Raw genomic sequence first — 24,219 nt, forward strand, 5'->3', positions numbered from 1 at the left:
CGAGGAGAATTTATGTCCCGAATGGCAGAACAGCAGCTTTATATCAATGGTGGTTATACATCCGCCACCAGCGGTCGCACCTTCGAGACCATCAACCCGGCGAACGGTGAAGTTCTGGCGACCGTGCAGGCCGCCGGGCGCGAAGACGTGGACCACGCCGTCGAAAGCGCAAAGCGCGGGCAAAAAATCTGGGCGGCGATGACCGCCATGGAGCGCTCGCGCATCCTGCGTCGCGCCGTCGATATCCTGCGCGAGCGTAACGACGAGCTGGCAACGCTGGAAACCCTCGACACCGGTAAAGCGTATTCCGAAACCTCGACCGTCGACATCGTCACCGGCGCGGACGTGCTGGAGTACTACGCGGGGCTGATCCCGGCGCTGGAGGGCAGCCAGATCCCGCTGCGCGACACCTCGTTCGTCTACACCCGCCGCGAGCCGCTGGGCGTGGTGGCGGGCATCGGCGCGTGGAACTACCCGATCCAGATCGCCCTGTGGAAATCCGCGCCGGCGCTGGCGGCGGGCAACGCAATGATCTTCAAGCCGAGCGAAGTGACACCGCTTACCGCCCTGAAGCTTGCTGAAATCTACACCGAAGCGGGCCTGCCGGACGGCGTGTTTAACGTCCTGCCGGGCGTAGGCGCGGAGACCGGCCAGTACCTGACCGAGCATCCGGGCATCGCGAAAGTCTCCTTTACCGGCGGCGTCGCCAGCGGCAAAAAGGTGATGGCCAACTCGGCGGCCTCGTCCCTGAAAGAGGTGACGATGGAGCTGGGCGGTAAATCCCCGCTGATAGTGTTTGACGATGCGGATCTGGATCTCGCGGCAGATATCGCCATGATGGCCAACTTCTTCAGCTCCGGCCAGGTGTGCACCAATGGCACCCGCGTGTTCGTGCCCGCGAAGTTCAAAGCCGCGTTTGAGCAAAAAATCGTTGAGCGCTTGGGCCGCATCCGCGCGGGCGATCTGTTCGATGAAGCTACCAACTTTGGTCCGATGGTCAGCTTCCCGCACCGGGACAGCGTGATGCGCTACATCGCCAAAGGCAAAGAGGAAGGCGCGCGCGTGCTGTGCGGCGGCGACGTGCTGAAGGGCGAAGGCTTCGATAACGGCGCGTGGGTGGCCCCAACCGTGTTCACCGACTGCACCGACGAGATGACCATCGTGCGCGAAGAGATCTTCGGCCCGGTGATGTCCATCCTCACCTATGAGTCCATTGAGGAAGCGATTCGCCGCGCCAACGACACCGACTACGGGCTGGCGGCAGGCATCGTCACGACCGACCTGAACCGCGCCCACGGCGCCATTCATCAGCTCGAAGCGGGCATCTGCTGGATCAACACCTGGGGCGAATCCGCCGCGGAGATGCCGGTGGGCGGCTACAAACACTCCGGCATTGGCCGTGAGAACGGCGTCATGACGCTTCAGAGTTACACCCAGGTGAAGTCCATCCAGGTTGAGATGGGTAAATTCCAGTCCATATTTTAACCGGGAGGTTTATTTGCAATTTGACTACATCATTATCGGGGCCGGCTCTGCCGGCAACGTACTGGCAACACGACTGACTGAAGATCCAAACACCACCGTCCTGCTGCTTGAGGCGGGCGGGCCGGACTACCGCTTTGACTTCCGCACCCAGATGCCTGCCGCGCTGGCCTTCCCGTTGCAGGGCAAGCGCTACAACTGGGCGTATGAAACCGAGCCAGAGCCTTTCATGAACAACCGCCGCATGGAGTGCGGACGGGGTAAAGGGCTGGGCGGCTCGTCGCTGATCAACGGCATGTGCTACGTGCGCGGCAATGCAATGGATCTGGACAACTGGGCGAAAGAACCGGGTCTGGAGCACTGGAGCTATCTCAACTGCCTGCCCTACTACCGCAAGGCAGAGACCCGCGACGTGGGGCCGAACGACTACCACGGCGGCGACGGTCCGGTGAGCGTCACCACCTCTAAGCCGGGTGTGAACCCGCTGTTTGAAGCGATGGTGGAGGCAGGCGTGCAGGCGGGCTACCCGCGCACCGACGATCTCAACGGCTATCAGCAGGAAGGCTTTGGCCCGATGGATCGCACGGTCACGCCGCAGGGCCGACGCGCCAGCACCGCGCGCGGCTATCTGGATCAGGCCAAACCGCGCCCGAATCTGACCATCCGCACCCACGCCATGACCGATCACATTATCTTTGACGGCAAGCGCGCGGTGGGCGTCGAGTGGCTGGAAGGCGAAAGCACCATTCCGTCAAAAGCGACAGCGAAGAAAGAGGTACTGCTGTGCGCGGGCGCCATCGCGTCTCCGCAGATCCTCCAGCGCTCCGGCGTGGGCAACGCTGAACTGCTGAAGCAGTTTGATATCCCGCTGGTACATGATTTACCCGGAGTGGGTGAAAACTTGCAGGATCACCTGGAGATGTATCTTCAGTATGAATGTAAGGAGCCGGTCTCCCTCTACCCTGCCCTGCAATGGTGGAACCAGCCGAAGATTGGCGCGGAGTGGCTGTTTGGCGGCACGGGCGTGGGCGCGAGCAACCACTTCGAAGCAGGCGGGTTTATCCGCAGCCGCGAGGAGTTCGAGTGGCCGAACATTCAGTATCACTTCCTGCCGGTGGCGATTAACTACAACGGCTCGAACGCGGTGAAAGAGCATGGTTTTCAGTGCCACGTTGGCTCCATGCGCTCCCCGAGCCGCGGCCACGTGCGCATCAAGTCGCGCGATCCGCACCAGCATCCGGCGATCCTGTTCAACTACATGTCCCACGAGCAGGACTGGCAGGAGTTCCGCGACGCGATCCGCATCACCCGCGAGATCATGCATCAGCCGGCGCTGGACAAGTATCGCGGTCGTGAAATCAGCCCGGGCGTCGAATGCCAGACCGACGAACAGCTGGACGAGTTCGTGCGCAACCACGCCGAAACCGCCTTCCACCCGTGCGGTACCTGCAAGATGGGCTACGACGAAATGGCGGTGGTCGACGGCGAAGGCCGCGTTCACGGGCTGGAAGGGTTACGCGTAGTGGATGCGTCGATTATGCCGCAGATTATCACCGGCAACCTGAACGCCACCACCATCATGATTGGCGAAAAGATTGCCGACGCCATTCGCGGGCGCGAGCCGCTGGCGAAGAGCACGGCGGCGTATTATGTGGCGAACGGGGCGCCGGTTCGCCGCTGAGTGCGAACTTCTCCCCTCACCCTAACCCTCTCCCCAAAGGGGAGAGGGAACTTGAACACCCTCTCCCCTTTGGGGAGAGGGTTGGGGTGAGGGGTAAGGCTTTTACGTCCGAAATTCCTCTAACCGCCTGACCTGCCGCCCTTCCCCGTCAAAATTCTCCGCTGCCAGCCAGGCCCGCAGAGCCGCATCCTTTTCCGGCCATTCGCCGTCAATAATCGAAAGCATATCGCTGTCGCGGTTGCGGCCTTTACGCACCAGCTTCTGGCGCAGGCGCCCTTCCCAGACAAACCCCAGCCGCTCCGCCGCGTTGCGTGAGGCGATGTTCATCGAATCACACTTCCACTCCAGCCGGCGATATTGATGCTCAAAGGCATTTTTCAGCAGCAGCCACACCGCTTCGGTACCCACGCGGGTGCCCTTCATCCTGCGCGACCAGGTGACGTGGCCGATCTCAACCGAGCCCTGAAAGCGTTCTATCGCCATATAGCTGACCAGCCCTACCGCCTTTTCGGTGCGCAGATCGATAACGGCAAAGGGCACCAGGTCGTCATCCAGCACCTTTCCCAGCACCCAGTGCGCAGTGGCCTCAACGCTCACAGGCTGGGTGCTGGCAAGCCACGTCCAGTCGCTGTCGTCACCCAGCGCATAGGCTTCAAACAAATCAGCCGAATGGCGGTCAGCATCCAGCGGCTCCAGGCGGCAATACTGGCCGGTGAGCAGAGTACGGGTTAACGCGCGGGCGCATTTCCAGTCCGGGACAATATCGTTAACGGTTTGACCATGTTGATTGATTTCGGGCACGGCGGTGACTCCCTGAAAGGTAATGAGTTTGTTATAGCAGGTTAAAAAGCGAACGAAAAGAGAGGTGACTCATAACCAGACCGAATGCGTTATTCCCGGATGGCATAAGCAAAGCAGAATTTCGACTTTGAGGAAATCCTCAGCCAGCCTACCGTAACGGTGCATAAAACAATCACAATATATTTTATTCAGGGATCGCTATGACTAAAAAACTGCTGCCGTTACTGGTGCTGGCTGCGCTCTCAAGCGCTGCTCACGCCGCTACCCCGCCCAACACGCTGGTTGTCGCCCAGGGTCTGGATGATATCGTGAGCCTTGACCCGGCCGAAGCCAACGAGCTTTCCAGCATCCAGACCGTGCCAAGCCTGTACCAGCGTCTGGTACAGCCGGACCGCGATAATCCGGAAAAAATCACGCCGGTTCTGGCAGAAAGCTGGGACGCGGACGCGGCAGCAAAAACCCTGACCATCAAGCTTAAACCCGATGCGAAATTCTCCTCCGGCAACCCGCTGCGCCCGGAAGACGTGATCTTCTCTTATACCCGCGCCGTGAAGCTGAACAAATCCCCGGCGTTTATCCTCAACGTACTGGGCTGGGACGCCAGCAACATCGCCAGCCAGCTAAAGAAAGTGGACGACCATACCCTCACGCTTCACTGGACGGCCGACGTTAGCCCGTCGGTGGCGCTGAATATTCTCTCCACGCCGATTGCCTCCATCGTCGATGAAAAACAGGTTGCGGCGAACGTGAAGGATGACGACTTCGGCAACGCGTGGTTAAAAATGCACTCTGCGGGCAGCGGCGCGTTCAAAATGCGCGTTTACCAGCCGCATCAGGCCATCGTGCTGGAAGCCAACGAATCCGCGCCCGGCGGCGCGCCGAAGCTTAAAAGCATCATCATTAAAAACGTCCCCGATCCCGCTTCCCGCCGCCTGCTGATCCAGCAGGGTGATGCGGACGTGGCGCGCGATCTGGGTGCAGACCAGATAAGCGCCCTCAGCGGCAAGCCGGGCGTGAAGGTGCTTAGCATCCCTTCTGCCGAGCAAAACTATCTGGTGTTTAACACCGGCAACAGCGCTAACCCGCTGCTGAATAATCCAGCGTTCTGGGAAGCCTCGCGCTGGCTGGTGGATTATGAAGGCATCACCAAAGACCTGCTGAAAGGCCAGTATTTTGTTCATCAGAGCTTCCTGCCGGTCGGCCTGCCGGGCGCGCTGGAGGACAATCCGTTCACGTTTGACCCGGCAAAAGCAAAAGCGATCCTCGCCAAGGCGGGCATCAAAGACGCGCATTTCACGCTGGACGTGGAGAATAAACCACCGTTCATCACCATCGCGCAATCCATGCAGGCGAGCTTTGCTCAGGGTGGCGTGAAGGTGGATCTGCTGCCCGCTGCGGGTAGCCAAGTGTACGCCCGCGTGCGCGCTAAGCAGCATCAGGCGGCGATTCGTCTGTGGATCCCGGATTACTTCGATGCGCACTCCAACGCCAGCGCCTTCGCGTGGAACGACGGGAAGTCCAGCACCGTGGCCGGTCTGAACGGCTGGAAAATCCCGGAGCTGAACAAGGCCACGCTGGCGGCGGTTGCCGAGCCGGATCCGGCGAAACGTCTGGATCTGTATAAGAAGATGCAGGAACAGTTACAGCATAACTCGCCGTACGTGTTCGTTGACCAGGGCAAAACTCAGATCGTGGTGCGCGATAACGTGAAGGGGTATCAGCAGGGGCTGAACGCGGATATGGTCTGGTACGATCGCGTTATGAAGTAGCTTTTCCCCCCTCTCCCTCTCCCGTGGGAGAGGGGGTCGTTCGTGCATATTTTCAGGATAACGATTTTCCCATGCCACATCTTTCCACCCGCGTGCTTCAGGGTCTGCTGACTCTCCTGCTCACGCTGTTCGGGCTACTGCTGGTCACGTTTGCGCTCTCTGCCTTTTCCCCGGTCGATCGCGTATTGCAGCTCGTCGGCGATCACGCCAGCCAGTCCACTTACGATCAGGTTCGCCAGCAGCTTGGGCTGGATCGGCCCCTGCCGGTGCAGTTCTGGCACTACCTGCAAAACCTCGCTCACGGGGATTTAGGCACCGCCAGCGCTACCGGTCAGCCGGTATTGCAGGACCTGCTGCACGCCTTTCCCGCCACGCTGGAACTGGCAACGCTGGCGCTAATTATCGGCACAGTACTCGGCGTAATTGCGGGTGTGCTGTGCGCCCGCTACGCCGGTTCGCCACTGGACTTAGCGATCAGAACGCTCACCCTGCTCGGCAATTCGGTGCCGATATTCTGGCTCGGCCTGCTGATGCTGGCTCTGTTCTACGCGAAACTACAGTGGAGCGCTGGCCCCGGCAGGCTGGACGACATCTGGCAATTCACCGTCGAGCCACGAACCGGATTTGCGCTGGTAGATACCTGGCTTTCCGGCGACCGCGAGGCGTTCCGCAACGCCATCAGCCACCTGGTGCTGCCGGTGCTGCTGCTGGCCTACTACTCGCTGGCAAGTATCACCCGCCTGACGCGCTCCGCCTGTCTGAGCGAGATGAACAAAGAGTACATATTGCTCGCCCGCGCCAAGGGCGCCGGAGAGATGACCATCCTGCTGCGTCACGTGCTGCCGAACATTCGCAGCACGCTGCTGACGGTGATTGCGCTGGCCTACACCAGCATGCTGGAGGGCGCGGTATTAACCGAAACCGTCTTCTCGTGGCCGGGCATCGGGCGCTACCTCACCACGGCCCTGTTCGCCGGTGACACCACCGCCGTGATGGGCGGCACGCTGCTGATTGGCGTCTGCTTTGTTCTGATCAATAACCTTACCGACCTGCTTGTGCGGGCGACCGATCCCAGGGTGCGCTAATGCCGTTTTATCTCTTCTTACGCCGCCTGCGCCGCTCCCCTGCCGCGTTTTGCGGGCTGATCGCCATCGCGCTGCTGGTGCTTATTGCTCTGTTCGCGCCGTGGCTTGCGCCGCAGGATCCCAACTGGCAGGACGCCGCCGCGCGTCTGCAACCGCCCAACGCGCAGCACTGGCTGGGTACTGACAGCTATGGGCGGGATCTGCTCTCCCGATTAATCTACGGCACCCGTCCGGCACTGGGGCTGGTGGCCTTAGTCACCGTTATTACCCTCCCCGCCGGTCTGCTGGTGGGGATTTTGTCAGGCTACTACGGCGGCTGGATGGAGCGCATCCTGATGCGCTTTACCGACGTGGTGATGTCGATGCCGCGCCTGATCCTCGCCTTCGCGTTTGTCGCGATGCTCGGCCCCGGTCTGGTGAACGGCGCGCTGGCGCTGGCCTTAACGACCTGGCCTGCCTATGCGCGCCAGGCGCGCAGTGAAATCCAGCGTCTGCGCCACAGCGATTATCTGGCCGCCGCGGAGATGATGGGCATTCGCGGCCCGCGCCTGCTGGTCGGCCATATTCTGCCCCTGTGCCTGCCCTCCGCGATTGTGCGACTGGCGCTGGATCTGGCCGGGATTATTCTGGCCGCTGCCGGGCTGGGCTTCCTTGGTCTGGGCGCGCGTCCACCGATGGCGGAATGGGGCGCGATGATTGCCGACGGCATGCAGGTCATTTTTGACCAGTGGTGGATTGCCGCCATTCCAGGCGGGGCGATTCTGTTTGCCAGCCTGGCCTTTAACCTGCTGGGCGATGGCCTGCGCGACGTACTGGAGCCACAGCATGACTGAACACCGCGTCATCGTCGATGCGCTGAATATCGACTACCCCGCCGCGCGCGTGGTCAACAACCTGAGCTTTACGTTGGGCAAAGAGCGGCTGGCGCTGGTGGGAGAATCCGGCTCCGGCAAGTCCATGTCTGCCCGCGCCCTGATGGGGCTGGTGCGCAAGCCCGGCATCGTGCGCGCTAAGCGGCTTAACGTGCTTGGCAACGACCTGCTGACCCTGAACAGCCGCCGCTGGCAGGCGCTGCGCGGCAACGGCATTGCGATGGTTCTACAGGACCCGCGCTACGCGCTAAACCCGGTGAAAACCGTCGCCGCCCAGCTTGATGAGGCGCTGACCCTCCATCAGCGCCTGCCCCGCGCCGAACGACTGGCGCGCATTCACGATATCATCCGCGCCGTGGGGCTGAACGAGCACGTGCTCCAGCGCTATCCCGGCGAACTTTCCGGCGGCATGGGCCAGCGCGTGATGATCGCCATTGCGCTCGTCAACAACCCGCAGGTGCTGATCGCCGACGAACCGACTTCCGCGCTGGACGCACGCCTGCGCAACCAGATCCTGGAGCTGCTGGTGCAGCAGTGCGAAGAACGCCAGATGGCGATGCTGCTCATCAGCCACGATCTGCCGCTGGTGGCGGAGCACTGCGACCGCGTGCTGGTAATGTATCAGGGTGAAAAGGTCGATGAGATGGCGGCAAGCCGGCTCCCGCAGGCGACGCATCCGTACACGCGCACCCTGTGGACCTGTCGTCCAGACGCCCATACCTATGGGCAGATGCTGCCGACGCTTGACCGTTCGCAACCGTGGAAGGAGGACGACAATGGCACTCGTTGAGGTTAACCAGCTCCGGGTGAGTTTTGGTGAAAAAACGGCGGTTTCCGCCGCCAGTTTTGCCATCGAAAAAGGTGAAACCTTCAGCCTGATCGGTGAATCCGGCTGCGGCAAATCGACTCTTCTGCGCGTGCTGGCGGGGCTGCTGCCCGAGTGGAATGGCCACATTTCCGTCCTCGGGGAAAATTTACGGCCAGGACGACGTTTTGAAGGCGCGCTTCGCCGCAACGTGCAGATGGTGTTCCAGGATCCGTGGGCGTCTTTGCACCCGAACCACACCATTGCCCGCACCCTGTCGGAGCCGTTAAACATCCACGGCGAAAGCCAGGTTGCCGAAAAAGTGGCGGATGCGCTGCAACAGGTAGGTCTGGCTGCCGATGCGGGCAGGCGTTACCCGCATCAGCTTTCCGGCGGACAGCGTCAGCGCGTGGCCATTGCCCGCGCGCTGCTGCTGCGCCCGCAGCTTCTGCTGCTGGATGAACCGACCTCGGCGCTGGATATGTCGGTACAGGCGGAGATTCTGAACCTGCTCAACCGCCTGAAGGCGCAGCACGGCATGACCTACCTGCTGGTGAGCCACGATGCGGATGTGATTGCGCATATGTCCGACCGGGCGGCATTTATGGCGCACGGGGAGATCCAGCGGGTATTTGACCGTGAAGCAATGTTGCGGGGCGAGCACAGGATGGGGTAAACCGTGCGGCGGCGAGTGCCGCACGCATTTTGTAGGCCGGGTAAGGCGTAACCGCCACCCGGCAAAACGTTACTTCAGCAGCTTCACCGTGGCGTCGATGTCGATCTCATCTTCAGTGAAGATCAGCGTCGTGTTCTGGAAGGTAGTGATCGCCAGCTTCTTCACCGTGCGCATTTCGCCCGGCTTTTTCTCGGATTTTGGTTTGATGCTGTTCATCAGCAGCCCCACCGACAGCACCGCGTTCTCTTTGTCGATTTTAGTATCAACGGGCTCTTCCTCGCTGAACACCACGAAGGATTTGATCGAGGTGAGCTTCACGCGCTCGCCTGCAATATAGAGGTGCTTACTTTCGGGGATCACCTTCACCGCATACGCGGAAAGGCCTTTGCTGTTGGTGGTTGGCTCGAAGGTCACCGCCGCATCTTTCTTAATCAGATCAGGGTTGGCGACCTTAATCACATGAAAGTAGCGGTTGTCGCCGTTTTCATCTTTGATAAATCCAAAGCCTTTATCTTTAAACCACGTTGTGATTGTACCGTTCATCGCTGTTACCGCCTGTCAGATCTCAAGACTAAAGTTTTGCAGCGCGCAGTGTAATGCACAATGGCTGACGAGACAAAAAAAAGCCCCTGCACGGGAGCAGGGGAAAGTTCATGTCAGAGCTTTTTAGTATTGTGTATTTAGTTGAACACCATCCCACCATCAATCAGCAGCGACTGACCGGTCATGTAGTCGGAATCCTGCCCGGCGAGGTAAGAGACGCAGGCGGCCACGTCTTCCGGCTCGGACAAACGGCCAAGCGTAATGCGTTTGGCAAAGGTTTCCGTCCCGTAGCCAAGCGGTTTACCCGCCGCCTCGGAGACCTGACGGTCGATTTCCGCCCACATCGGCGTTTTGACGATGCCCGGGCAATAGGCGTTAACGGTGATCCCCAGCGGCGCGAGATCCCGCGCGGCGGTCTGGGTTAAGCCACGCACCGCGAACTTGCTGGAGCTGTAGACCGCCAGTTCCGGGTTGCCGGTATGGCCCGCCTGGGAGCAGGCGTTGATGATTTTGCCGCCGTGCCCCTCTTTGCGGAAGGCGTCAATTGCGGCCTGAATGCCCCAGATCACCCCTTTCACGTTGATGTTGTAGACCTTGTCGACAATCTCCGGCGTGATGGATTCGATCGGCGTGGACGGCGCCACCCCGGCGTTATTGACGATGACGTTAAAACCGCCCAGCGCAGTGCGGGCTTTTTCCACCGCCGCGAACACCTGCTCGCGGTCAGAGACGTCCACCTTCACGGCGACGGCCTTCCCGCCGTTGCGGGTGATCTCATCCGCGACCGCTTTCGCCGTCTCTTCGTTATAATCCGCAATAGCAACGGCAAAACCATCCTTCACCAGGCGAAGCGCGATCGCTTTGCCAATCCCCTGGCCGGAGCCGGTTACGAGAGCCACTTTTTGCATTTCTCTGTCCTTATATTGATTCACAAAATCTGGCTGAGATGGAGCTGGCCCATCAGCAGCGGGTTATCGCTGTAGTCGACGGGAATGGCCACCACGGCCGGGCCATCGACATCCATTGCCGCACGCAGCGTCGGTTCGAGCGCATCGGCGCTCTCGACGGCAAAGCCTTTCGCACCGAACGCGTCGGCATAGGCTTTGAAATCGACCGGGCCGAACTCCACGCCGGAGAGACGCTGATATTTTTTCTCCTCCTGGATGGCCACCATGTTGTAGGCGTTATCCACCCAGATGATGTGCAGAATATTGGCGTTGAGGCGTACGGCGGTTTCCAGCTCCATGCTCGACTGCAAAAAGCCGCCGTCCCCGGAGACCGAGACCACCTTGCGCCCCGGGTTGACCAGCCACGCGCCAATCGCCCACGGCAGCGCCACGCCCATGGTCTGCTGACCGTTGGAGATCATCACCTGACGCGCGCGGAAGCTGTAGAGGTAGCGGGCGATCCAGATGTGGAAGCTGCCCATGTCGACGGTGAGCGTCACGTCGTTGTTCACGATGTCCTGCATGGCGCGCACGATGCGCAGCGGATGCAGGGCAAACTGGTTAAGCGATGCGCCGCGACGGTCGAGGAGGTCCCGCTGATGCTGGCGATCGACAAGAATTTCCGAGGCGCGCTGGCTGAGTTCAAGCTTGTGCTCGATTCGGCTGGCAAGCAGATTCAGCGTGGCGGCAATATCCCCAACCAGTTCCAGATCGGGAACATACTTGCGCTCCTCATAGGCGGGCAGCACGTCAATGTGCACCAGGGTGGCGTCACCGCTGTTCCACATGGACGGCTCGTATTCCACCGGGCTGTAACCGATACAGATTATCAGATCCGCCAGATGCAGGAGCCGATCGCCCGCCTGGTTGTTAAACAGACCGACGCGTCCGGCGAAGCGGGTGAAGTGTTCCTGATTCACCGCCCCGGCGGCCTGATAGGTGCTGGTGACCGGAATACGGCTTCTCTCCAGCAGCTTATGCAGCGCGGCGCTGTTGGCGGGCTGGCTGGCCATCAGGCCGAGTAAGATGACCGGGTTTTTGGCCTTCGCGATAAGCTTCGCCACCTCGTTGATGGCTGACTCCGGCGCCGGGCCCATCAGCGCCGCGGTGCTGGCGGGTAAAATCGCCCCCGTGGTGGGCTGGTCGACAATATCCTGCGGCAGGCTGACAAACGCCCCGCCCGGCCTGCCCTGCTCGGCAGCGCGAAACGCGTTCGACACCACCTCGGCAATCGCGTCAGGCGAATTGACCTCCACGGCGTATTTGGTCACCGGGCTGAACATGGCGACGGTATCCATGCTCTGGTGCACCAGCTTCGCTTTATCTGCCCGCTTCACCGCCCCGCCCAGCGCGACCACCGGGTCACCTTCGCTGTTGGCGGTGGCGATGCCGGTGATCAGGTTGGAGCAGCCCGGCCCGGAGGTGACCAGCGCGACCCCGGCCTTGCCGGTTAGCCGCCCCACTGCCGCCGCCATAAACGCCGCGTTCGCCTCGTGACGCACCGGGATAATCTCGATGGAGGAGTCCAGCAGGGAGTCAAAGACCTTGTCGATTTTTGCGCCCGGTATGCCGAACACCTGCTTCACACCCTGCGCTTCCAGCTGGCCGACAACCATATCGGCGCCGTGCGCCCACTGACGTGACTGTTTCTCACTGTTCACGGTAGTTCTCCTGTTAGTTTTCGACGGCGCGGATAGCCGCATCAAGGTTGCTGGGGTGCAGATTGGCCTGTAAAAACGCGCTGTCGGCGGGCAGGTCAATCATCAGCTTGTGGATTTCGCCGAAGGTGAGCACGCCGTTCTCCAGCTGATAGTCGAGCAGGTGGCCCCCGCCCTGACGGTCGTCGGTGATAAAGTGTTCGTGATAGCCCGCCACGTTAATGCCCTGCATATGCTGTGGGGTGCGGAACCCCACCAGCACGCCCTCGCGCTGGTTAAAGCGGAACACCGGCTGGTCGTCCAGCACGTCGGTCATCGCCCGGTACGGCGGCGTCTGGCGCGGTACGGTGCGGGTGTGCGCGTGGCGGAAATTGCCGTCGATGCGCAGCGCGCAGAACAGGTTATCGGAGGGGACCTGCTGGTCGATCACGTCGTGGATCTGCTGACGGCTGACCGGCCCGTCGAAGGTTTTGCGGTACTGCGGCTGGAACCAGGTCATCACCGCGAACGGCGTTTTTTGCTCCGGCTTCGCGGCGCGGGCGCTGCCGTCGGCGCGCAGCTGGTACACCTGGCTGCTGAAGGCAATCATTTCACCGTCCAGCTCGTTAAAGGTACCGAGACCAAAATCACCGTGTGCCAGCAGGTCGGCGATGGTCGTCTCCCCTTCGTAGACGCCGCTTAGCAGGGCGCTCATTAGCGATGTCTGATAGATCACGCTGTCAGGATGCTGAGCCGAGAACCCGCGCAGGGTCTCGCATAAGCTCGCCTCACAGTCGCATGCAGATGAATGCATCATCATGCCCGTCCTCTTCAACTTTATTTATAAAGGTTAAATAAATGTTGACCCGATTCAGCAGAGAGTTCCAATATAGAATCCATGCTGGTTTGAGACGTTTTTGATATGGAACTTCGTTATCTGCGCTATTTTGTCGCGGTAGCACGCGAGCGACACTTCACCAGGGCGGCCAAAGCGCTGGGTATTTCACAGCCTCCTCTGAGTCAGCAGATCAAACGGCTCGAAGAGGAAGTGGGCACGCCGCTGTTCAGGCGCCTGACGCGGGGCGTGGAGCTGACCGAGGCGGGAGAAGCCTTCTATGAGGACGCCTGTAAGATCCTGGCGCTGAGCGACGCCGCGCTGGAGAAAGCCCGGGGCATCGCGCGCGGGCTGAACGGCAGCCTGTCGATTGGCATCACCAGTTCAGATGCTTTTCATCCCAAAATCTTCGCCCTGATTCGCCAGTTTCAGGTGCAGAACATGGCGGTGCAGGTTCACCAGGTGGAAGCCAATATGTCGTCGCTGACGACGATGCTGGCGGAGGGTGAGCTGGATATCGCCTTTGTGCGCCTGCCGTGCGAGAGCAGTAAGGTGTTCGAGCTAAAAATCCTCGACCGGGAGCCGATGGTGGTGGCGCTGCATCGCGATCATCCCCTGGCAGCGTGTGGCGATCTGGCGCTGGAGGAGCTGCGGGATACGCCGGTGGTGCTGTTTCCCCAGGAGGTCGCGCCGGGGCTGTATGACCGCGTTTACGGCAGCTGCGAGCGGGCCGGGATCGATATGCAACACACGCTGCAATCTTCACAACTTTCCTCTTCCCTGAGCATGGTCTCCGCGGGCGGCGGGTTCGCGCTGGTGCCGAAATCCATGGCCGCTATTTCGCCGCCGAATGTCACCTACCATGCGCTGCGCTCACCGGAGCTTTATACCGATATCGCACTCTGCTGGCGGCGATTTGAGCGTTCGCGGACGGTGAAGCGGTTTCTGGCGATGATGAGCGAGGGGTAGCTACGGTGTGGCTGTGCCCGGCGGCGCTGCGCTTGCGCGGGCCTACGGTTCGTGTCGCGGGTTGGTTGGCTTGTTGGCGGTTTTGTAGGCCGGGTAAGGCGCAGCCGCCACCCGGCAATGCCCTTTGGAAGCCGCCTCGCAAACTTTTAAGCAACCTTATGTAATTCAGGGGCATCCCTTTTCATCCCTTCTCCGCGGTCGTAAAGTGCCTGCGTTGCGGCACATCCGTAACCGGGCGTAGGAACCCGTTAACATGACATGACATTTTTTTTGGACAACGAGGATGCTAAATGGCGACTACCCCTGGATTTTCATACGTACACGCTGAAGAAAGCGCTGTTCATCACCTTCTTCACCTGCAACTTCCCGATTCTGCGGATCTCTTTGAACTGGCTGGCACCTGTGCGGCGTACGTGAGCGTACTGGTGGAAATGGACGATGCGGTGACATTTTCTACGCTCTGTAAGCAACTGCTGGGTTGTTAGCGGAGTTTGTGAAGGAGCCTTATATAACGGCTCACTGAGTCGGCCTTACACAAAGGACAACGTTGTTTGATGAATGACGGTTAAGAGCGTTCAGCAGGCTTCGATGCCAGATCGACTTTCAGCCATCTCATGACTAAAAATTACTGTTCGTGCCGGGTGGGGCATGCAATTGTTAGAGGAATGCACAGGAAGGCGGTCACGCCACAGAGGGCGTGACATAAAATCAGGCCTGGTCGTCTTCTTTACCGTAGTAAAGCTTACCGATCTGAATGAGAGGACGGCCCTGGGATTTGCGGTGCAGGTTGCTGTCACGCAGTGAATAAACGCAGCCGCAGTATTCCTGCTGGTAGAACTGCTCGCGCTTGCTGATTTCAATCATGCGCGACGAACCGCCCTGTTTCCGCCAGTTATAGTCCCAATAGACCATACCCGGATAGTGGGCGGCGGCTCGCTGACCGCAGTCGTTGATTTGCTGCATATTTTTCCAGCGAGAGATGCCCAGTGAGCTGCTAATCACGTTGAAGCCATTTTCAGCGGCGTAAAGCGCAGTCCGCTCAAAGCGCATGTCAAAACACATGGTGCAGCGAATGCCGCGCTCGGGTTCCCATTCCATGCCTTTGGCGCGCTCAAACCAGTTATCTGTATCGTAATCCGCATCGATAAACGGTACGCCGTGCTGTTCGGCAAAGCGAATATTCTCATCCTTACGAATCAGATACTCTTTCTGCGGATGAATGTTCGGATTGTAGAAGAAGATGGTGTAGTCGATCCCTGAGGCCTGGATCGCCTCCATTACCTCACCAGAACACGGAGCGCAACAGGAGTGCAGCAGCAGTTTATCAGCCCCGTTTGGGAGTTCTAGTTTAGGGCGTTTGAAATCAGCGGTAGTCATAAATTTATTTGATGAGGTAATGAGGACTGAAAACAGTGTAGCATCAGAGCTGTGCTATCGGGAATGGCGGCCAGTCTCATACATATCCCGCAATGCCTGTTATTGACACATAGCGGACGCATCTTTCACACGTTTCTATATAACCTGGTTAGCAAAACTATCTCCGCTGCACTTCTTCTCAGCAAGCAATTCCTGAATACGCTACGCAAATTAAACAAATATTTCAGACCAAGATAGATCAGGCACGTTAACGCTGGATCATATGCGCGCTGGCGAAGCGTTTTGGTTTGCCGGTGAGTGCGTTTGTAGGGAACTGATGCGAGGTTTTCACCCAGACCAATTCCCCAGACGTTAATACCACTATCTCTCTCACCCCGGCCCCTCGCTCCCCGCCGCCAGCAGCGGCACCACCACATCGCTGACGGGCACCGCAATCCCGTGCCTGCGGCCATAGCGCTGGATCACGCCGTTGCGTATGTCCCACTCCATCAGGCGATCCGCCTGACGGTCGGACAGGATCGACAGCATTAAAGATCTGCACTGGGACATTCGCCCCAGCCCGCACATTAGCACCATGCAGGTGCGGTCGACGGATAAGCCGCTGACGCTCAACAACGCGATTAATATCGCCTGGCTGATCCAGGCCACGTCACACTGGCTGCTGACCACGCGGCCTTATAAGCATCAGGAACGGGATTTTCTGCGGTACCTCTTTACCGTTTTCAGGTGTGTCGCTACGGATAGGTGGATATTCAGACGAGCCGTTATGCGTTTTTAAACAATTAATAAAGAGTCAAATAGACAGAATACCCAATAAACATTCAAGTATTTATTACATCTTCAATTAATATTCACTTAATTATTATTTAAGCAAAACCACCGTATTAATCATTAACAATTTATCCAGATCCAAACCATAAGCCCCCATACTTTCTTAATTTGCATCAACGAAACCGCAGATCGTTTTATATCCACCCTGTACAAAATTGACGGCCAATTTTGTACGCGCTAGCGTTGCACTAGTTACGTAACTAGCTAAACCATAAGGTCTTTTCAGGATTTCCTTAAATGGAGTTTTAAACAAATGGCTATTCCAGCTTATTTATGGCTTAAAGATGACGGCGGCGCCGATATAAAAGGCTCTGTCGATATATATGGACGTGAAGGTAGCATCGAGATTATCGCCTTAAATCACGGCATAATGCAGCCCACGGACAAGCATAACGGCAAGGCGACAAGTCTTCGCATCCATTCCCCCTATTCTTTCGATAAAGAGATCGACGCTTCCAGCCCCTATTTGTACAAGGCTGTTAGCACGGGCCAGAAGCTAAAATCCGCAGAGATAAAGTTTTACCGTATCAACGATGCTGGTCAGGAAGTGGAATATTTTTCCACCCTTCTGGAAGGCGTGAAGATCGCCAGCGTCTGTCCAATGATGCTTGATATCAAAGATCCTGACTATGAGAAGCATAACCATCTTGAGCTGATAGAGCTGCTCTATGAAAAAATTACCTGGCGCTACGTGGACGGTAACATCATGCATTCAGATAGCTGGAATGACCGTAAGACGGCATAAGGAGAACGTTATGGGATGGAAGTATGAGCAATCAACTGGCAAGATGTATAAAGACGGCAAATTAATTGAGACAGGATATTCCGGTGCCCTTACCAATAAAAATAATCCGGACCGTCAGCATGTGAAGGGTCTGGGTCCATTGCCGCGCGGAACATATAAAATTGCGGGACATTCGAATTCTAAAGGACCCATTACCATTATCCTTGAGCAAACTTCGGGAGAGAGTTTTGGTCGTACAGAGTTCCGCATTCATGGTGACCATAAGTACGGTCCAGCCGGATTTGCTTCGGAGGGGTGCATTATTCTCTCACTGTCAACGCGACGTAAAATCCTTCGTGACGGCGGTGAGCTTGAGGTAGTGCGATGAAATATCCAATCGTCCTGCTGCTTTGTGCGCTCACTGTCCCAGCCATTGCAGCCAGCACTGACTGGCCATCAGCACTTCATGGAATCGCCTCAGGTGACACACACTGGATTGAGCAAGCCCCAACGCTGGCTGCCACGGCTGACGTCAGGCAGGCGCAACTGCTGGAGGATGCTTTGGCCGCAGCGCTCACAACAAACACCAGCGCCACACTGAAAGCGCTCCAGACCATTGACGCGGGAAAGTGGCCGCACATGGTTGGCAGCGATATCGTCTGCACGCCGCCTCTAGAGAAATCCCCCGCCGAAGTCGACGCGTTCTATCAGCGCACCCGCCGGGCGCTGCTGGATACGGTTGAGGGTGCTCAGTGCCTCTGGATCCTGGAAGCAACAATGGAAGAGCTAAACGCTGAGAAAGCCCGTCAGGGTAAGTAAGAGAGTTACCCGGCGCACAACGGCCGGGTCTTTCCCTTTCGCCAGCCCCTGGCTCACCCCGGCCCCTCGCTCCCCGCCGCCAGCAGCGGCACCACCACGTCGCTGACGGGCACCGCAATCCCGTGCCTGCGGCCATAGCGCTGTATCACGCCGTTGCGGATATCCCACTCCATCGGACGATCCGCCTGACGGTCGGCAAGAATCGACGTGCCCAAATCCACTGGCGCGCGCTGAAAGTTCGCCAGAATCTCCTCCGCCACCGCATCGTCCAGCTTCGCCCCTTCGGCGCGGGCGACGGTCAGCCCCTCGCGCAGGTAGGCCAGCGCCAGCTCGCTGATATCCTCGCGCCTGAACATCCCGGCGCGGCGATTGGCCAGCACCATCAGCCCGGCGACCGCGTTTTGCAGCAGCTTGCGCCAGGCGACGGTGGGGAAATCTTCCGAGAGCTCAACCGCGCAGCGCGTATCACGAAGCGCTTCGACCACCCGCTGCGCCTGCGGCACGTCCGGCAGCGTCAGGCGCGGTTTGGCGCGCAGCCAGACGGAGGCATCCGGCTCGCGCTGCGCAGGGAACCACACCACCGACGGCAGCACCGTTGCGCCATTGACCAAAGGCGCAAGCTGGGCTTTCTGCTCCACGCCGTTTTGCAGCGCGCAGACCACGGTGTGTTTATCGCACAGGGCGCGCAGCCAACCGGCGCTGTTGGCATTTTGCGTCGTTTTTACCGCCAAAAAAACGAGGTCAACGGGGCGCGTAATGACGCTGGGATCGGTGAGTACCGGACCGGGCACCACAATTTCACCCTCATCATGACGCAGGCGCAGTTCCGGATGCGCGGTGCGACCACACAGCAGCGGCGTGCGGCCCGCTTCATGCAGCACCGCGGCGATGGTGGTCCCAATCGCACCGGGTCCTGTCAGCGCAATGGTTGGATAGTCAGACATGGGTCACTCCCCTTTTGCTAAGCCTGCAATCAGTTATACCACCCTGAAAAGAGCGCGCCACGCCCATTGTCTATACTCAATTCATAACAGACAACGGAGTGCGCCATGCCTTTACCCGACTTCAAATCCTCTGAACCTTATACCCTCGGCATTGAGCTCGAACTCCAGGTGGTTAACCCGCCGGGTTACGATCTGAGCCAGGACTCCTCTGCCCTCATCGCCGCCGTCAAAGACGACATCAAAGGGGGCGAAGTCAAACACGACATTACCGAAAGCATGCTCGAAATCGCCACCGGCGTGTGCCAGACCATCGACCAGGCAGCGGCGCAGTTCTCGGTGATGCAGCAGAGCATCCTGCGCGCGGCGGCGGAGCATCACATCCAGATCTGCGGCGGCGGAACGCACCCGTTCCAGAAGTGGCAGCGTCAGGAGGTGTGTGACGACGAGCGCTATAACGTCACGCTGGAGCGCTTTGGCTATCTGATTTTGCAGGCGACGGTGTTCGGCCAGCACGTACACGTCGGCTGTCGGACCGGGGACGACGCAATTTATCTACTGCACGGCCTGTCGCGCTTTGTGCCGCACTTTATCGCCCTGGCCGCCGCATCACCGTATATGCAGGGCACGGACACGAAGTTCGCCTCATCGCGTCTCAACATCTTCTCGGGCTTCCCGGATAACGGACAGATGCCGTGGGTCAACAGCTGGCAGGAGTTCGAGGGGCTGTTCCGCCGCCTGAGTTCCACCAGCATGATCGACAGCATTAAGGATCTGCACTGGGACATCCGCCCCAGCCCGCATTTTGGCACCGTGGAGGTGCGGGTAATGGATACGCCGCTGACGCTCGGCCACGCGATTAACATCGCCGGGCTTATTCAGGCGACGTCGCACTGGCTGTTGACCGCGCGGCCGTATAAGCATCAGGAACGGGATTTTCTGCTGTATCGCTTTAACCGTTTTCAGGCCTGTCGCTACGGGCTGGAAGGCATTCTGACAGACGTGCATACCGGCGAGCACAAAACCGTGGCGGAAGATATCGCCTGGCTGCTGGAGCAGGTTGCGCCGTCCGCCGAGAAGCTCGGCGCGACAAGCGCAATCAAGGAAATTGCCCTGCTGTTAAAGCAGGGCAAGAGCGAGGCGCAGCGCATGCGGGACTTTATCGCCGATGGCGGCTCGCTGATTTCTCTGGTGCAGAAGCACTGTGAGCTGTGGGCGACGAGTCCGTAAGGCCGTGGCCCCACTCGCGCAGGCGCTGGAACAGCACGAACAGCGCCGGGATGAACACTATCCCCACTACGGTCGCCACCAGCATGCCGCTGAAGACCGTAGTGCCGATGATGCGGCGGCTCTGGGCGCCCGCCCCGGTCGCCAGCATCATCGGCAGGACGCCGATAATGAACGACACGGCGGTCATCATTACCGCGCGGAAGCGGCGCGATGCTCCCTCCCGTGCGGCATCGACAATCGCCATTCCGTCCATGCGCCGGGCGCGGGCAAACTCCACGATAAGAATTGCGTTCTTGGCGGCGAGGGCTATCAGTAGCACCAGACCAATCTGCACATACACGTCGTTGGCGTAGCCCGCCAGCCACAGCCAGACCAGCGCCCCGCCGATGGCGAACAGCACCGAGAGCATCACGCTCGCCGGCAGCGTCCAGCTCTCGTACTGGGCGACGAGGAACAGCCACGCCATCACCACCGCCGCCAGCACAATCCATATCGCCTGATTGCCGGTCTGCTGCTCCTGATACGACATGCCGCTCCAGGCGTAGTCGTACCCGGCTGGCAGGTTTTCCGCCAGAATCTCGCCCATCGCCGCCATTGCGGTGCTGCTGCTCACCCCTTCCGCTGCCGAGCCGCTCACCGATACCGACGGGAACTGGTTGTACTGCTGAATAAATGGCGCGCCGACGGTCGGCGTGATGGTGACGAGGTTGCTCAGACGCACCCGCTCGCCGCTGTTGCTGCGCACGAACAGCTCGCTGATTTGCTCCGCGCGCTCGCGCCACTGCATCTCGTTCTGCATCACCACGTGGTAGACGCGGTTGTTGACGCTGAAATCCCCGGCGCGCGTGCCGCCAAAAGCGGTTTGCAGGCTGCTGAAGATGCGTGACACCGGCACGTCGAGGCGGGCCGCGCGCTCGCGGTCAACGGTGAGCGTCATCTGCGGCACGTTGCTGCTCCAGGTGGTGAACACGCGGCTCAGCTGCGGGTGCTGGTTGGCTTTCGCCAGCACCTCACGCGTCACGCGCTCCAGCTCCGCCGGGCTTTGCCCCGCCTGCGCCTGAATGCGCAGGTCGAAGCCGGAGGCGTTGCCCAGCCCCGGCAGCGTCGGCGGCGCAAAGGTCATGATGGTGGCTTCCGGCAGGGCCAGCAGCTGTCGCTGAAGGGTGCCCATCACCTCATCCAGCGGCGGACGCTCGCTCCAGTCTTTGAGCATGATGGAGATAAACCCGCCGTTCGATGCGCTGGTGCCGTTGAGGATGTTAAACCCGGAGACCTGAATCACGTCTTCTACCGCCGGGTTTTTAGCGATCAGCTCGCGCGCGGTGGTCATCACCGCTTCGGTGCGCTCCAGCGAGGCTGCCTCCGGCAGTTGGACGCTGGCGAAGAAGTAGCCCTGATCCTCCTGGGGCAGGAAGCCCTTTGGCATCGACATAAAGCTGAATACCACCACCGCCGCCGCGCCTGCGGTGGCCAGCAGCGCCAGCCACGGACGGAGGTTGAACACGCTCACGATCCGGGTGTAAAGCGTGCGCGTGGCGTCCAGCCCGCGGTTGAACCCACGGAAAACGGCGGCGGGCTGTGCCGGTCGCGGGCGCAGCAGCAGCGCGCAGAGCGCGGGCGTCAGGGTCAGCGCCACCAGGCTTGAGAGCGTCACGGCGGTCGAGAGCGTCACCGCGAACTGGCGGTACAGCTCGCCCACGATCCCTGGCAGGAGCGCCACCGGTACAAACACCGCCAGCAGCACCAGCGTGGTGGCAATCACTGGCCCGGCAATCTGGCGCAGCGCCAGCGCGGTCGCCGCCGTGCGGCTCTGCCCTTCCGCCATCAGCGTTTCGACGCTCTCCACCACCACGATGGCGTCATCCACCACCATGGTCAGCGCCAGAATGATGGCGAACAGGCTCAGCGTATTGGCGGAGTAGCCGAGCGTATAGAGCACCGCGAAGGTGCCCACCAGCGACACCGGAATGGCAAGGGCGACAATCAGCGTCGCGCGCCAGCTTTGCAGGAACAGGGACACCACGACCACCACCGCCAGCATCGTCAGCGCCAGCGAGACGCCAATCTCTTTGATGGTGGCGGCCACAAACGAGGTGGTGTCGAATTTGACTTCATAGACCAGATCGTCCGGGAAGCGCGTGGATAACCGTTCCAGCTCCGCGCGCACCGCATCGGCCACGCGCAGGGCGTTAGCGGACGGCGTCGGGTAGATGCCGAGGTAGGCGGAGTCGTGCCCGTTCAGCTGCGCGCCAGAGCTGTAGCTGCGCGAGCCAAGCTCGATGGTGGCGACGTCCTTCAGGCGCACCAGCTGCCCCATCTCCCCGGCGCGGATAATGATATTGGCAAAGTCGTCGGCCTGGTTTAAGCGCCCCAGCCCGTTAATGGTCAGCGTCTGCTGCTGGCCGTTAAACACCGGCGGCGTGCCGACCTGGCCCGCCGCCCCCTGCACGTTCTGCTCGCGCAGCGCCTGCGCCACGTCATCGCTGGTCACGTTCAGGGCGTTCATGCGGTCCGGCCTCAGCCAGATGCGCATGCTGTAGTCCCGTGCGCCAAACATCTGTACCTGCCCGACGCCCGGCAGACGCGACAGCGCCTCGCGCACCTGGGTGCTGGCGTAGTTGCTGACGAACAGCGGCGTGTGGGTGTTGTTCGGTGAGTAAAGGCTTACCCCCATCATCAGGTTGGTGGCCCGCTTGCGCACCTGCACGCCGTTTTGCTGCGCCTCGGTCGGCAGCTGCGCCACGGCCTGCGCCACGCGGTTCTGCACATCGATGGCGGCGAGATCCGGATCGGTGCCCGCCGCAAAGGTGATGTTCAGGCTGTAAGAGCCCTCATCCGAACTGGTGGACTCCATATAGAGCATGTGATCCACGCCGTTCAGCTGCGTTTCCAGCGGCGTGGCGATGGCCTCCGCCACGTCAGCCGAGCTGGCGCCCGGCCATGACGCTGACACATTCACGACCGGCGGGGTGATCTGCGGGTACTGCTCCACCGGAATAATCCTCAGCGCGATGGCCCCCAGCAGGGTGATGACCAGCGCAATCACCATCGCAAAGCGCGGGCGTTTGATGAAAAACGTCAGCATGATGGCTCCTTAATTCAATATCTGGACGGTTGCGCCTGGCTGCACGCGCTGCGCACCGTCAGTAATCGCTCGCTCACCGGGCTTCACGCCGGAGGCAATCTGGAACTGCTGGCCGATCTGCCCGGCGACCTTCAGCGGACGCATTTCGGCTTTATCCTCGGCGTTAATCACCCAGGCGAAGAACCCGTCGCCATTCTGCTGTACGGCAGCGGCGGGCAGAGTCAGCACCGGTAGCTCGCTTGCCGGACGCAGGTAAACGTTCACATTGCCGCCGGGCAGCAGCTGATGGCGCGGGTTGGCGAACTCGGCACGCAGCATCACGCTGGCGGTACGCGGGTCGATGCGGTTGTCCACGGAGGTGAGTTCCCCGCTGATGCGCTGGCCGTTGCTGTCAATCAGCGCCTGCCAGGCCTGCTTCATGGCGCTGATATCCGCATGCTGTCCGGCTTTGGTGGCAAACGCGCCCTCTTCCAGCGCAAAGGCGATACGGATCGGATCGAGCTGCACCACCTCCACCAGCACACCGCTGGCAGGATTCACCAGGCTGCCGACGTGAAAGTTGCTGTGCCCCACGCGTCCGTCAATCGGTGAAATAATGCGCGTGTAGTCGAGAGTGACGCTGCGGGTGTCGAGCCGGGCTTTCGCCTGCTCCAGCGCGGCGCTGGCGACGTCGCGCTGCATGCGGGCGTTGTCCACGTCGTGGCGGCTGATGGCGTTGCTGCTGCCCAGGCTTTCGAAGCGGGACAGCTGCTGCTGCGCCTGACGCAGCGTGGCTTCGGCGCTTTTCACTTCGGCCTGCGCCAGACGCAGGGCGGCGCGCGGCTCGGCGTCGTCCAGTTCGAACAACACGTCGCCTTTTTTCACATACTGGCCATCGCGGAAGTGGATTCTGGTGATGACGCCTTCCGTACGTGCACGCAGTTCAACGGTGTGGATAGCTTCAATGCGGCCCGGAATTTGGCGCTCGGCGGCGTGGGCGGTTTGCTCCACGGTGGCGACGCGAACGGGAATGACTGCGGCGAATGCGGGTTGCAGGGTGCAGGCGAGGAGCGCGAACAGGAGTGGGAATTTCATTAAGAAGTACCTCGGCGTTGTTTTCCCTCACCCCGG

General features: G+C 60.0%; 22 protein-coding genes and 2 pseudogenes. 14 read left to right on the forward strand and 10 right to left on the reverse strand.

Translation table 11 applies throughout. The features are described 5' to 3' along the window. The first annotated feature begins 12 nt into the window (after positions 1–12). Together betB and betA are read left to right on the forward strand one after the other, a co-directional pair. Entirely contained in the window at positions 13–1,485 is a 1,473-nt protein-coding gene (gene betB / locus SK53_RS09705) for a betaine-aldehyde dehydrogenase (protein ID WP_048209185.1), read from the forward strand. A gap of 13 nt (positions 1,486–1,498) precedes the next feature. Further along, positions 1,499–3,163 (forward strand): choline dehydrogenase, encoded by a 1,665-nt coding sequence (gene betA, locus SK53_RS09710; protein WP_048209187.1) that lies wholly within the window; start codon positions 1,499–1,501, stop codon positions 3,161–3,163. Positions 3,164–3,265: 102 nt separating this feature from the next. Here the strand turns inward: betA and SK53_RS09715 are convergent, their stop codons facing one another. Further along, complete coding sequence (locus SK53_RS09715) at positions 3,266–3,964, reverse strand: GNAT family N-acetyltransferase (protein ID WP_003858833.1); 699 nt, start codon at positions 3,962–3,964, stop codon at positions 3,266–3,268. A 200-nt stretch (positions 3,965–4,164) separates the two neighbouring features. Here SK53_RS09715 and SK53_RS09720 point away from each other — a divergent pair, with 200 nt between their 5' ends. The 5 genes from SK53_RS09720 to SK53_RS09740 all read left to right on the forward strand — a co-directional run bounded on the left by SK53_RS09720 (position 4,165) and on the right by SK53_RS09740 (position 9,171). After that, positions 4,165–5,733, forward strand: a complete 1,569-nt coding sequence (locus SK53_RS09720; RefSeq protein WP_048209189.1) for an ABC transporter substrate-binding protein — start codon at positions 4,165–4,167, stop codon at positions 5,731–5,733. A gap of 71 nt (positions 5,734–5,804) precedes the next feature. After that, positions 5,805–6,818, forward strand: a complete 1,014-nt coding sequence (locus SK53_RS09725; protein ID WP_048209191.1) for an ABC transporter permease — start codon at positions 5,805–5,807, stop codon at positions 6,816–6,818. After that, on the forward strand, positions 6,818–7,651 hold the full coding sequence (locus SK53_RS09730; protein ID WP_003858839.1) for an ABC transporter permease: 834 nt from the start codon (positions 6,818–6,820) through the stop codon (positions 7,649–7,651). The genes SK53_RS09725 and SK53_RS09730 overlap by 1 nt, the downstream gene beginning before the upstream one ends. Beyond that, positions 7,644–8,480 carry an ABC transporter ATP-binding protein gene (locus tag SK53_RS09735; protein ID WP_048209193.1) on the forward strand — a complete coding sequence of 279 codons (837 nt, stop codon included), beginning with the start codon at positions 7,644–7,646 and terminating at the stop codon, positions 8,478–8,480. The genes SK53_RS09730 and SK53_RS09735 overlap by 8 nt, the downstream gene beginning before the upstream one ends. Then, complete coding sequence (locus tag SK53_RS09740; protein ID WP_045332421.1) at positions 8,467–9,171, forward strand: ABC transporter ATP-binding protein; 705 nt, start codon at positions 8,467–8,469, stop codon at positions 9,169–9,171. The genes SK53_RS09735 and SK53_RS09740 overlap by 14 nt, the downstream gene beginning before the upstream one ends. Before the next feature lie 69 nt (positions 9,172–9,240). Here SK53_RS09740 and SK53_RS09745 read toward each other — a convergent pair whose 3' ends face one another. From SK53_RS09745 to budA, 4 genes are all read right to left on the reverse strand, one after another. Continuing rightward, positions 9,241–9,714: a cold-shock protein gene (locus SK53_RS09745; RefSeq protein WP_003858845.1), complete on the reverse strand. Its 474-nt coding sequence runs from the start codon at positions 9,712–9,714 to the stop codon at positions 9,241–9,243. A gap of 137 nt (positions 9,715–9,851) precedes the next feature. Next, entirely contained in the window at positions 9,852–10,622 is a 771-nt protein-coding gene (locus SK53_RS09750) for a (S)-acetoin forming diacetyl reductase (protein WP_048209196.1), read from the reverse strand. Between the two features lie 20 nt (positions 10,623–10,642). Continuing rightward, positions 10,643–12,322, reverse strand: a complete 1,680-nt coding sequence (alsS, locus tag SK53_RS09755; protein ID WP_003858847.1) for an acetolactate synthase AlsS — start codon at positions 12,320–12,322, stop codon at positions 10,643–10,645. 13 nt (positions 12,323–12,335) lie between these two features. Next, positions 12,336–13,115: an acetolactate decarboxylase gene (gene budA / locus SK53_RS09760; protein WP_086581289.1), complete on the reverse strand. Its 780-nt coding sequence runs from the start codon at positions 13,113–13,115 to the stop codon at positions 12,336–12,338. A gap of 105 nt (positions 13,116–13,220) precedes the next feature. On the opposite strand from budA, the gene SK53_RS09765 reads away from it, so the two are divergent. Together SK53_RS09765 and SK53_RS09770 are read left to right on the forward strand one after the other, a co-directional pair. Continuing rightward, complete coding sequence (locus tag SK53_RS09765) at positions 13,221–14,102, forward strand: LysR family transcriptional regulator (protein ID WP_022650550.1); 882 nt, start codon at positions 13,221–13,223, stop codon at positions 14,100–14,102. Positions 14,103–14,392: 290 nt separating this feature from the next. Continuing rightward, the gene (locus tag SK53_RS09770) at positions 14,393–14,587 is read left to right on the forward strand and encodes a hypothetical protein (protein ID WP_023315576.1); all 195 of its coding nucleotides are present in this window, start codon (positions 14,393–14,395) and stop codon (positions 14,585–14,587) included. A 223-nt stretch (positions 14,588–14,810) separates the two neighbouring features. Here the strand turns inward: SK53_RS09770 and SK53_RS09775 are convergent, their stop codons facing one another. Together SK53_RS09775 and SK53_RS09780 are read right to left on the reverse strand one after the other, a co-directional pair. Further along, positions 14,811–15,479, reverse strand: a complete 669-nt coding sequence (locus SK53_RS09775) for an epoxyqueuosine reductase QueH (RefSeq protein ID WP_023296073.1) — start codon at positions 15,477–15,479, stop codon at positions 14,811–14,813. A 369-nt stretch (positions 15,480–15,848) separates the two neighbouring features. Further along, positions 15,849–16,001: pseudogene (locus tag SK53_RS09780) on the reverse strand (ketopantoate reductase C-terminal domain-containing protein); the annotation flags it as partial. Between SK53_RS09780 and SK53_RS09785 the strand changes: the two are divergent. From SK53_RS09785 to SK53_RS09800, 4 genes and pseudogenes are all read left to right on the forward strand, one after another. Further along, a pseudogene (locus SK53_RS09785) lies at positions 15,997–16,220 on the forward strand (glutamate-cysteine ligase family protein); the annotation flags it as partial. The pseudogenes SK53_RS09780 and SK53_RS09785 sit on opposite strands and share 5 nt — an antisense overlap. Before the next feature lie 343 nt (positions 16,221–16,563). Next, positions 16,564–17,055: an Hcp family type VI secretion system effector gene (locus tag SK53_RS09790; protein WP_048209200.1), complete on the forward strand. Its 492-nt coding sequence runs from the start codon at positions 16,564–16,566 to the stop codon at positions 17,053–17,055. A gap of 10 nt (positions 17,056–17,065) precedes the next feature. Then, on the forward strand, positions 17,066–17,422 hold the full coding sequence (locus tag SK53_RS09795; protein WP_048209202.1) for a tlde1 domain-containing protein: 357 nt from the start codon (positions 17,066–17,068) through the stop codon (positions 17,420–17,422). Beyond that, positions 17,419–17,853, forward strand: coding sequence for a hypothetical protein (locus SK53_RS09800; protein WP_003858863.1), 435 nt, complete (start codon positions 17,419–17,421; stop codon positions 17,851–17,853). Before SK53_RS09795 ends, SK53_RS09800 begins: the two co-directional genes overlap by 4 nt. Positions 17,854–17,906: 53 nt before the next feature. On the opposite strand, the gene SK53_RS09805 is transcribed toward SK53_RS09800, so the two are convergent. After that, entirely contained in the window at positions 17,907–18,797 is an 891-nt protein-coding gene (locus SK53_RS09805; protein ID WP_048209204.1) for an oxidoreductase, read from the reverse strand. Between the two features lie 105 nt (positions 18,798–18,902). On the opposite strand from SK53_RS09805, the gene SK53_RS09810 reads away from it, so the two are divergent. Then, positions 18,903–20,024, forward strand: a complete 1,122-nt coding sequence (locus SK53_RS09810) for a YbdK family carboxylate-amine ligase (protein ID WP_003858868.1) — start codon at positions 18,903–18,905, stop codon at positions 20,022–20,024. Here SK53_RS09810 and SK53_RS09815 read toward each other — a convergent pair. Next, positions 19,954–23,109, reverse strand: coding sequence for an efflux RND transporter permease subunit (locus SK53_RS09815; RefSeq protein WP_048209206.1), 3,156 nt, complete (start codon positions 23,107–23,109; stop codon positions 19,954–19,956). The two genes, SK53_RS09810 and SK53_RS09815, sit on opposite strands and share 71 nt — an antisense overlap. Before the next feature lie 9 nt (positions 23,110–23,118). Beyond that, positions 23,119–24,183, reverse strand: a complete 1,065-nt coding sequence (locus SK53_RS09820; protein WP_032608790.1) for an efflux RND transporter periplasmic adaptor subunit — start codon at positions 24,181–24,183, stop codon at positions 23,119–23,121. Positions 24,184–24,219 lie beyond the last annotated feature (36 nt).

The organism is Enterobacter sp. MGH119 (assembly GCF_001037675.1).
Classification (GTDB): Bacteria; Pseudomonadota; Gammaproteobacteria; order Enterobacterales; family Enterobacteriaceae; genus Enterobacter; species Enterobacter hormaechei_C.